This is a genomic window from Fodinibius halophilus (assembly GCF_011059105.1).
GTDB classification, from domain to species: domain Bacteria; phylum Bacteroidota; class Rhodothermia; order Balneolales; family Balneolaceae; genus Fodinibius; species Fodinibius halophilus.
Window position 1 is genome coordinate 21,030 of sequence record NZ_JAALLS010000031.1, and the last position, 9,817, is coordinate 30,846.

Consider the following 9,817-nt stretch of genomic DNA (forward strand, 5'->3'; position numbering starts at 1 on the left):
TAAAGTTAGTCAAATCGTACATCTAACCAATGTTACTGGAAGATGTATATACGGACTCCGAAAAGAAGACTACTGTTGCATGATTGTTTGCGCAGGCATAGATCAATTTATTATCCTCAATGATCAGCGCAGATACCTAAACTTCCCGGCCATGCATTCGCTTGTGGCAAAGATCGAAATCGCAGTGGAATCAAACGATGTAGCTACAGTTATCGACATTATTAAGAAGCATGGAGAAACGGGTCACAAAGGAGCCGGTATGCTCTTTTTCTACCCCATAGAAAGAGTAACAGGAATTCGTTACGATAAGAGGGTGCTACTAGTTCTTAAATAACTGTTTCGCACTTTAAGGTTGCTTTAAGGGAGTTGTTGTATGTTACGGTAGAACATTAAGACCTATTGAATCTTAAAAAACCAAAAATACTATGGAATATTTCACCTCTCAGAAAGTCGATCTCTCCTATGATCAAGCTATAGAAAAAATAACCGGCCTACTCAAAGAAGAAGGGTTTGGCGTGTTGACGGAAATCGACGTCAAAGATACGCTAAAAAAGAAGCTGGATGTGGACTTCAAAAAGTATAAAATCCTGGGAGCCTGCAATCCAAATTTTGCTCACAAGGCACTGCAGGCGGAAGACAAAATTGGCGTAATGCTGCCCTGTAACGTCATTGTGGAAGAAAATGAAGATGGCACGGTAGAAGTTTCAGCCGTCAACCCTGTGGCTTCGATGCAGGCCGTATCCAATGATGGACTTCAGCCTATTGCTGACGAGGTCCGAAAGAGATTAGAAAAAGTAATCAGCAATCTATAACAAGAAATTAAACTGGAATTTAATCCAAATAAAAGGAGACTACTATGAAACGATTAACACTTATACTATCAGCACTTTTCTTTATCACTAGTTTAGGTTTTGCCCAACAACAAAACAAAGATATGCAAAAGAAAAAACAACAGATGATGGAGATGATGCAAGACTCCACCATGCGTGCCATGATGATGAAGCATATGTCACAGAATCCGGAAATGCGCCAACAAATGATGCAGCAGATGATGGGTTCGATGAACATGGACAGTACCATGATGATGGACAATATGCAAAAGAGGATGAATAATCCTCAGATGAAGGAGCGCATGCAGAAGCATATGGAGATGATGCAATCTATGATGCAGGATGGAGAAATGGACCACTCTAAAATGATGGAGATGATGGGCGATTCATCCATGATGAAGATGCATATGAAGTGTATGCAGATGATGCAAGGTAACATGATGGATGGCCAGGGAATGATGAACAAAAAAGACGGCATGAAAGGCAACAGCCACAGGCAACATCATAACTGATCATGGGCTGGCTAAACGCTCTAAATACGCATTGGGCCCCGGTTATGGCTACTTCTTGCCGGGGTCTTTCTTCTGATTTGGTATCTTGCCCAGCGTGGTAAGCACCGACTTGAAATCAGAAATGCAGCCGCCGAAGTTCACCGTAGAAGGTTTCAAACCGGTGAAATATCAAAAGAAGAGCTCAACAGGCTCAAAAGTTCATTTACCAATAACTAATCATATCACATAAAAATGAACAAGCATACTTTTTGGATGATTATTGGATGTGGCGTTCCACTCCTGCTTCTATTTTTCGCCCCAATGCTGGGGCTGAGCAGTAACATAACCATCCTTCTATTTGTCGTAGTAATGTTTGGCTGCCACATCCTGATGATTGGTCACCACCGAAAAGGATCCAAACATCAAGATCATGAACATTAAATTCGGAGGTCACTATGAAAACGACAAACTTAAAGGGGGTAACTACAAATTCCAATCTAAATAAGATACTCCTTGATAAACAGGAAACCCCACAGATTCAATATTAACATAACCCTCTACCAATTTAAGCTTGTTTTAAGGCGTCTGTTCCTATCTTACTAATAGTTTAAATACAGTGCTGGTTGTTTTTTGCCAAACGTTAATTAAAACATCAGAATTATGTTTTATGATCATCACTTTATAGGCATGCATTGGATATGGTGGCTCATTGTGGTTGGAATTATCCTTCTGGTAGTTTTCAATCTCATCCCCTATCGCCCCAAAACAGAACTGGAAAGAAATGCCATGGAAATATTAAAGAAAAGATTTGCTCGTGGGGAAATTGAACGGGAAGAGTTCGAGGAACGGAAAAAAATCTTAAAACAAAGTAATTAATATTTAATTCTATGATAAAAATAAAAGTTGTTATCAATGGCTATGGATTAATGGGGAAAGAGTAGCTGAAGTTGTGGATCTCCAGCATGATATGAAGTTCATTTGCATTGAAAATATAGCTGCAGACTAACTGTCCTATGAAAGGAGAAGAGAATTGCAAAAATTACCGCGCTTCACCGGGCGTCTGCCAGCTGAGGCTAAAACTTAATTCATACTTTCTTGCAAAATCCTACATTATTGATGCCGATTTTTTTTATTGAAGATCCCTGGGTAATTTAAGGTTCATTTAAGGTAGTTCGTGTTAGTTTAGGCAGAAATAAGAAAACAAACTCTTTTTCAAAAAAGAGTTTAATTATATTCTGATTCATCTAAGTATCTTTTACTTCTTGCGTAAACAAAAAAATACATACCAATTTTTAGCAACCTGGCTCCTTGTTGCAGTTTTTGCCAACCTGTTGGCCCCTGCAGTGATGGAAGCGACACAACTGCTTTGCCAGGATACACCGTTTGCGCATACAACGAAAATGCATTCTTCCTCCTCTTGTTGGATGGATACTGCGAAAGATCCCGGGCAATCCGACCTTGACCATGACAATTGCTCACTGGGAGAGCTATGTGAGCAAGGGATCGATAACGGCTTGAATGAAACCCCGGTAATTCAACACCAGAATTCACAGGGTAATGGAATTCTAATAGCTGATTCTGGATTAAATTCTGCCTTAAAAAAAAGCAAAAAAGTATCCCCTGCCTTATCTCCCAAAAATATATTACCGTTCCGGGAGATCTACTTGCTAAATAGCACGTTCCTGAATTAGCACACCTCATTTCCTTTTCCTGCGTACATAGCTTTTAAAAACGAACTTCGGGGATTAATTCTTTTCTTCACTTTAGAAGGGTGTTTTAATTCCTGATTAGTACGCGATTCTCTCTAACCAATTTTTGTCCGCAAAAAATATGGACACACCTATATCACTATCCAATTGAACCACAGAAACGATACCCCATGAAAAACCATGTATTACGCAATATTGGCATAATGCTCTTGCTGTGGATGGCAATAAACACCGCCGGAATAGCTCAAACAGCAGATTCAACATTAGTCTTAGACACGCTGATTCAACAAGTATTAGCCCAGAACCCAGAGCTGCAATCTTCATTTCAGGGATGGGAAGCAAGTAAAACCCGAATTACCCAGCAAGAAGCCTTACCCGACCCAACACTGGGCTTAAACCTCATGAACCTCCCGGTCAACAGCTTTGCCTTGGACCAAGAACCGATGACCGGCAAGCAAATCTCCCTGATGCAGCCCTTTCCTTTCCCCGGCAAACTCGATCTTAAAGGAGATATTGCGCGCAGTGATTCGGAGATAACCTTGCACCAATATCACGAGCGCAGAAATCAGCTTATTAAAAAAACCAAGCTGGCCTATTATGATCTTTACTACATAGATCAAGCCCTGGCTACCGTCGCCAGCAACCAAGAACTGCTCAAGGAATTTGTGGAAATTGCAGAAACGCGATATGGCGTGGGCAAGGGCATTCAGCAAGATGTTTTACGAGCACAGGTAGCACTTTCCAAGATGATTGACCGCGAACTCAAGCTTCGCCAAAAGCGTGAAGCTATACAGGCCCAAATTAACACACTGATAGACCAGCCGGCAGATGCGCAGCTTGGGAAAGCGTTGGCTTCTGAACCGAACCCGTTGGAATATGAATTAAGCTCACTTATCCAGCAAGCCGACAGCACCAGTCCCATGCTCGCTGCATGGAAAACGGCCGTAAAACAGAGTGGTCAACAGGTAGATTTAGCCCTAAAAGAACGCTATCCCGATTTTGCGGTAGGGCTGGCCTATACCCAACGAAATGAACTGCAAAACGGAATGCCGGGCTACGATTTTGTTTCGGCCATGTTCAATGTCAAAATCCCGCTCTTTTACAATAAGAAACAGAACAAAAAGATCGAGGAAAACCGCATCAGGCAATCTTCCGTGGAATATCGCTACCGTAATGTAGCAAACTCCGTTGAACAAATGCTCCAACAATCGTTGACCAACCTTGAAAAACACCGAAGGCTGGTTGATCTCTATAAAACCGGCATTATACCGCAGGCCGAAGAATCCCTGGAATCTTCGATGGCCGGTTATCAAAATGATAAGGTGGACTTCCTTTCCCTGCTCGACAGTGAATTGACGCTTTTTGAATTTCGCCTTGATTACCATCGATTTGTGGCCGATTACCATAAGGCCAAAGCAGAACTGGAAGCCCTCATCGGCACCGACCTTTAAACCATTTTAGAAAACAGAATAATGAAGACCAATACTATGAATACCAAATCTATACTTCTTTCTCTGGGTGTAATTGCCATCTTCACACTGGGCGGCTACTGGCTGGGGACACAAACTACTAACAATTCGGCATCAACGACTCAAACTGCTGAAGAGATGCAGCATCCAGACATGCAGGATACATCAAAATCCGAAGCTAAGAAACAGGAAGACCGCGAAATTCTGTATTGGCAAGCGCCCATGAATCCCAGCGAAATCTATGATAAGCCCGGTAAATCCAAAATGGGGATGGATCTGGTACCGGTTTACGCAGATGAAGCCAATAGTTCGGAAGGGATGGTTAAGATCAATCCGGTAGTTGTCCAAAATATGAATGTTCGAACGGCAACTGTTCAGCAAAAAGATCTTTCCACTACGGTCAATGCCGTTGGCAAGGTCGAATACGATGAGCAAAAGCTGTACAACGTGAATCCCAAAATCTCCGGGTGGGTAGAACAACTTTATGTGGATTACACCGGTCAAATGGTCCAACGCGGACAGCCCCTGTTCAGCATCTATTCGCCGGAGCTGGTTACTACTCAGCGGGAATACCTGCTGGCCCTCAAAACCCGGGACAAGGTAGAGTCCAGCAGTTTTGAAACTATTCGCAATGGTGGAAACAGCTTGCTCGAAGCTACCCGAAAGCGACTGGAATACTGGGATATTCCCAATTCAGAGATAAAACAATTGGAACAAAGCGGCAAAGTTAAGAAAGCGGTGACATTAAAGTCTCCTGCAACGGGCGTGGTACTTCATAAGAATGCAGTGGAAGGTGAATTTATTAAATCAGGTACTCCGGCCTATAAAATCGCAGATCTTTCAACTGTTTGGGTACAAACCAGCGTGTACGACTACGAAGTGCCCTGGATTGAAGAGGGGCAACCCGCCCAGATGGAACTTTCCTACCAGCCGGGCAAAACCTACCGTGGAACCGTTGCCTATGTGTACCCGAGCCTGGACCGAAAGTCGCGAACTGTTCAGGTACGCCTGGAATTTCCTAATCCCAATCTGAAATTAAAGCCCGGCATGTTTGCCAATATACGTATCCAAACGCGTCCCAAGCGTAACGTCACCGTCATCCCCAATGAGGCCATCATCAGGACCGGGGAACGGAACATCGTATTTGTTGCCAAGGGCGAAGGAGCTTTTGAACCACGCGACGTAACCCTGGGCATGGAAGGCGGCCAGCGCAATAATGAAATAGAAATACTGGAAGGCGTGAAACCGGGCGAAAAGATTGTGACCTCAGCGCAGTTCCTCTTTGACAGCGAGAGCCGTCTGCAAGAAGCCATCCAGAAAATGCTTCAGCAAAAGACGAATTCGCCAGACGAAGAAATGCAGGATATGGATATGTCAAACGAGGAAATGAACCAGGAGAAGATGCCGCAAGACACTACCGATCATTCAAACATGAATATGTGATTCCGCAGGCAACGTTATAGCACAAACCCCTATTAAATATTTTGGAGATTTAAGAACATGCTACAGAAAATAATTGAACTATCCGTCAACAACCGCTTTATGGTAATTATTGCCAGTATTCTCTTGCTGGCAGGTGGTACCTATGTGATGTATCAAACCCCGGTGGACGCCATTCCGGATCTCAGTGATGTACAGGTTATTGTATTCACCGAATATCCCGGCCAAGCCCCACAGGTGGTAGAAGACCAAGTCACTTATCCGCTGACCACCACCATGATGTCGGTTCCCAACACAAAAACAGTAAGGGGCTACTCCTTCTTCGGACTTTCCTTTATCTATATCATTTTTGAGGATGATACCGATATGTACTGGGCCCGAAGCCGGGTACTGGAGTATCTCAATACAGCAGGAAGCAACCTGCCTGAGGGCGTTACCCCTACCCTTGGTCCGGATGCTACTGGTGTTGGATGGGTTTACGAGTATGTATTGGACGGGGGCGACCAATACGATCTCCAGCAACTGCGTTCTATCCAGGATTGGTTCCTTAAGTATGAATTACTTAGTGTGGATGGGGTAGCTGAAGTTGCCAGTGTGGGAGGACACGTCAAACAGTACCAGGTAGAAGTGGATCCGGATAAACTATTGGCTTATGATATCCCATTGTCAAAAGTAAAAATGGCCATCAAACACAGTAACAATGACGTAGGTGGCCGCCTTGTAGAGATGAGTGAAACTGAGTTTATGGTCCGCGGCAAAGGATACATTCAAAACGTATCCGACGTTGAAAATGTGCCCATCGGTACCGATGGTAACGGCACTCCGGTGACCATTCGCAATGTGGCAAACGTAAATATTGGTCCTGACCTCCGTCGTGGTGTAGCTGACTGGAACGGCGAGGGGGAAACCGTCGGGGGTATAGTCGTAATGCGCTACGGCGAAAATGCTCTGCAAACCATTGATAACGTGAAAAAGAAGTTGGAAGAGCTCAAAAGCGGCCTGCCCGAAGGCGTAACCGTTAAAACAGCCTACGACCGGTCCAGCCTGATCAACCGGGCAATTACATTTTTGGAACACAAACTCCTGGAAGAAAGTATTGTTGTTGCTATTATCGTCATGATATTCCTGTTGCACTTTAGGAGTTCACTGGTGGCTATTATCAGCTTGCCTATCGGTATTTTGGCAGCCTTCCTGGTGATGTACTTCCAGGGAATCAACGCCAACATCATGTCGCTGAGCGGTATTGCTATTGCGATTGGGGCGATGGTGGACGCGGCCATCGTTATGGTGGAAAATGCCCACAAACACCTGGAGAAAGATCGGGGGAAGAAAGGACACTGGCGCATTATTATCGATGCGTCCAAAGAGGTGGGCCCCGCCCTGTTTTTCTCCCTGCTGATTATTACGGTCTCGTTTCTACCGATCTTTGCACTGGAGGGGCAAGAAGGTCGACTCTTTAAACCCCTGGCCTTTACCAAAACCTATGCTATGGCCGCAGCGGCCCTGCTCTCGGTCACGCTGGTCCCAGTGCTGATGGGTTACCTGATTCGGGGAAAGATTCAGCCGGAACACAAGAACCCGGTCAACCGCTTCTTAATCTGGATTTACCAACCGGTAATTAATTTGGCACTGCGTTTTAAGTGGACTACCATCATTGCCTCCATCGCCATACTTGTCATTTCGATTGTGCCCCTGCAGCGGCTCGGTTCGGAATTTATGCCCCCCATCGAAGAGGGTGACCTGCTGTACATGCCCACCACCGACCCGGGCATTAGCATCACCAAGGCAAAGGAGCTGCTGCAGCAGACCGACAAAGTTATCGCCAGCTTTCCAGAGGTTAAATCGGTATTTGGCAAATCGGGAAGGGCACAGACTTCTACTGATCCAGCCCCGCTCTCCATGTTTGAGACCATCATCCAGCTGAAACCTGAAGACCAGTGGAGGGAAGGCATGACGATAGACAAACTCAAGCAACAGATGGACGAGGCGATTAAAATTCCAGGACTCACCAACGCCTGGACTATGCCTATTAAAACCCGTATTGATATGCTTTCAACCGGGATTAAGACGCCGATCGGCATCAAGGTAACGGGTCCCAACCTGCAGAAGCTTTCGGATCTTAGTCAGGATGTGGCCTCAGTGGTGCGCGATGTACCCGGTACCCTGAGTGTGTTTGCCGACAAAACCACAGGCGGCAATTACCTGGACTTTAATATCGACCGCAAGGAAGCGGCTCGGTATGGACTGACAACCGGAGATGTGCAGGATGTAATCCAATCAGCTATCGGTGGCATGAACGTGACCGAAACTGTGGAGGGACTGGAGCGCTATCCGGTGAACGTGCGATACGCCCGTGAAACTCGTGAAAACCTTACGGACCTCGGTCGGGTTTTAATCCCCACCCCATCTGGAGCGCAAATACCAATTGAATACGTGGCCGACCTGCAAATCCGCAAAGACGCCCCGGTAATTAAGACCGAGAACGCCCGCTATTCCAGTTGGGTATACGTAGATCTTACCACCTCTGACATAGGAGGCTATGTAGAACAAGCTCGACAGACGGTAGACGAACGGCTGGACCTGCCATCCGGCTACAGCTTGGCCTGGAGTGGTCAATACGAGTACATGGAACGCGCCAAAAAGCGCCTGCAGGTGGTGGTCCCGATTACTCTGCTGATCATTTTCTTGCTGCTGTACTTTAACTTTAAAAACCTACAGGAAAGCCTGATCGTGCTACTGACGCTGCCCTTCTCACTTGTGGGCTCGTTCTGGCTGATGTATATCCTTGGGTATAACCTGAGTGTAGCTGTAGGAGTGGGTGCTATTGCACTCGCCGGGGTAGCCGCCGAGATCGGCGTAATCATGCTCACATATCTGGATAATGCGTATAACAATCGAAAATATAATGACAAGATGAATAGCTTAGAAGACCTCAAACAGGCCATCTTCGAAGGGTCGGCCCAGCGTATTCGTCCGATATTCATGACCGTCTGTGCGATTACTGGGGGCCTACTACCAATTATGTGGGGCACTGGAACCGGGGCGACAGTTATGAAACGGATTGCGGCTCCGATGGTGGGCGGAATGGTATCGGCAACCATACTCAGCCTTGTTGTGTTGCCGGTTATCTATTACCTCTGGAGAAGTCGAGAAGTGAAAAAAATAACAGCAACAAGCGAAGACCAACAAATAACCAATTAACAATTTATGGGCTCCTTGTTTTGAGGAGCCCATAAATTTCAACAAACGGTGGCAATTATGAATGAAATAAAAGCATTTATTCGCAAACGAAAAGCAGAAGAAGTTATTGACGGGTTGGAAACACAGGGCTTCTGTTGCATGACTCTTATGGATGTAATGGGCCTCGGTCGCATGTCTGATCCCCAAAAAGCACAACTATCGATCAGCATTGCTGAACGGTTTTCTGATATTGTAAAACTAGTTGTGGTCTGTGGCCAAGACGACACGGAAGAAGTTATTGAGGTTATCCGAAATCACGCCCGAAGCGGCCAGCCCGGAGATGGCATTATCTATGTAACCCCGGTCTCTCAAACGGTTCATATCCGAAGTGGAAAAACCGGTGATGACTTTTTACAAAGTGACAGGCATACGCTCTAATAAGCTCAAAATAAATTCAGATAAACCATATAAAATCAAAGACTTTTATATTTTTACCATTACTAGCAATAGGCATAGCTGGATCCGTAACCTGGATGATTATCAGTGATAATAATGAGCGCCAAAAACATATGCCTACTTCGGTAACAGAAACCGTTAGGTATAAATATTCCGGTTGCCAATGCTGTGATAAATGGACAACCTATATAGGACAATATCGAAGGCTATGCTTCTTTCTGTCGGAGTGATTATGGAAGTGT

10 protein-coding genes are annotated in these 9,817 nt (G+C 45.2%); all 10 read left to right on the plus strand.

From position 1 onward, the window contains the following. The first annotated feature begins 79 nt into the window (after positions 1 to 79). Entirely contained in the window at positions 80 to 334 is a 255-nt protein-coding gene (locus G3569_RS16940) for a P-II family nitrogen regulator (protein WP_165271275.1), read from the plus strand. 91 nt (positions 335 to 425) lie between these two features. Beyond that, positions 426 to 812: a DUF302 domain-containing protein gene (locus G3569_RS16945; protein WP_165271276.1), complete on the plus strand. Its 387-nt coding sequence runs from the start codon at positions 426 to 428 to the stop codon at positions 810 to 812. A gap of 44 nt (positions 813 to 856) precedes the next feature. Further along, entirely contained in the window at positions 857 to 1,342 is a 486-nt protein-coding gene (locus G3569_RS16950) for a DUF4175 domain-containing protein (RefSeq protein WP_165271277.1), read from the plus strand. Between the two features lie 231 nt (positions 1,343 to 1,573). Further along, positions 1,574 to 1,762 (plus strand): hypothetical protein, encoded by a 189-nt coding sequence (locus G3569_RS16955; RefSeq protein ID WP_165271278.1) that lies wholly within the window; start codon positions 1,574 to 1,576, stop codon positions 1,760 to 1,762. Between the two features lie 219 nt (positions 1,763 to 1,981). Further along, positions 1,982 to 2,197 carry an SHOCT domain-containing protein gene (locus G3569_RS16960; protein ID WP_205720266.1) on the plus strand — a complete coding sequence of 72 codons (216 nt, stop codon included), beginning with the start codon at positions 1,982 to 1,984 and terminating at the stop codon, positions 2,195 to 2,197. 386 nt (positions 2,198 to 2,583) lie between these two features. Then, on the plus strand, positions 2,584 to 3,012 hold the full coding sequence (locus G3569_RS16965) for a hypothetical protein (protein ID WP_165271279.1): 429 nt from the start codon (positions 2,584 to 2,586) through the stop codon (positions 3,010 to 3,012). 188 nt (positions 3,013 to 3,200) lie between these two features. Further along, positions 3,201 to 4,481 carry a TolC family protein gene (locus tag G3569_RS16970; protein WP_165271280.1) on the plus strand — a complete coding sequence of 427 codons (1,281 nt, stop codon included), beginning with the start codon at positions 3,201 to 3,203 and terminating at the stop codon, positions 4,479 to 4,481. Positions 4,482 to 4,502: 21 nt separating this feature from the next. Beyond that, positions 4,503 to 5,942 carry an efflux RND transporter periplasmic adaptor subunit gene (locus G3569_RS16975; protein ID WP_240894759.1) on the plus strand — a complete coding sequence of 480 codons (1,440 nt, stop codon included), beginning with the start codon at positions 4,503 to 4,505 and terminating at the stop codon, positions 5,940 to 5,942. 57 nt (positions 5,943 to 5,999) lie between these two features. Beyond that, complete coding sequence (locus G3569_RS16980) at positions 6,000 to 9,140, plus strand: efflux RND transporter permease subunit (protein ID WP_165271281.1); 3,141 nt, start codon at positions 6,000 to 6,002, stop codon at positions 9,138 to 9,140. Between the two features lie 57 nt (positions 9,141 to 9,197). Beyond that, positions 9,198 to 9,557 carry a P-II family nitrogen regulator gene (locus G3569_RS16985; RefSeq protein ID WP_165271282.1) on the plus strand — a complete coding sequence of 120 codons (360 nt, stop codon included), beginning with the start codon at positions 9,198 to 9,200 and terminating at the stop codon, positions 9,555 to 9,557. Positions 9,558 to 9,817 lie beyond the last annotated feature (260 nt).